The following is a 577-nucleotide window of genomic DNA, read 5'->3' as shown; positions in this document are numbered from 1 at the left end:
TTTAGTGATACCTAATACATAGTCTAAATACAATGGACCGATACCAGTACCAGTAGATACGCCGCCCGCAGTGACACTTGAGCTAGTCACAAACGGATAAGTACCATGATCGATATCAAGTAATGTACCTTGCGCACCTTCAAACATTAAATTCTTGCCAGCCAAACGCAACTGATTAAGGTCTTCAGTGACATCAGTTACCATGCCTTTAATCTCTTCTTTCCACTCTTGGCATAGCTTGAGTGTCTCATCAAAATCGATCGCGTCGACTTTATAATACTGAGTCAGCTGGAAGTTATGATATTCGATTAGGTTACGTAGTTTTTCTTCTAGGTCTTCACGGAATAAATCAGCAAGCTTGATCGCACGGCGCGCAACTTTGTCTTCGTAAGCAGGACCGATACCGCGACCTGTTGTACCGATTTTACCAGTACCGCGCTTTGCTTCACGGGCTTGATCGAGTGCCACATGATAAGGCATGATAAGTGGGCAGTTAGGTGAAATACGTAGGCGCTCACGTACAGGCACGTTGTTGTTTTCAAGCGCTTTCATCTCTTTTAATAAAGCATCAGGTGCT

Annotated in this window: 1 protein-coding gene; it reads right to left on the bottom strand. The window is 44.0% G+C overall.

Annotation, left to right across the window (positions count from 1 at the left end):
• Positions 1–577: adenylosuccinate synthetase (locus tag ACS8FD_RS23110; RefSeq protein WP_439277578.1), on the bottom strand; the 577-nt coding region annotated here is incomplete at both ends.

It is taken from the genome of Psychrobacter sp. 1U2, from assembly GCF_051847575.1.
The sequence above is the reverse complement of the archived record's forward strand: the minus strand, read 5'-3'. Positions and strand labels throughout refer to the sequence as shown.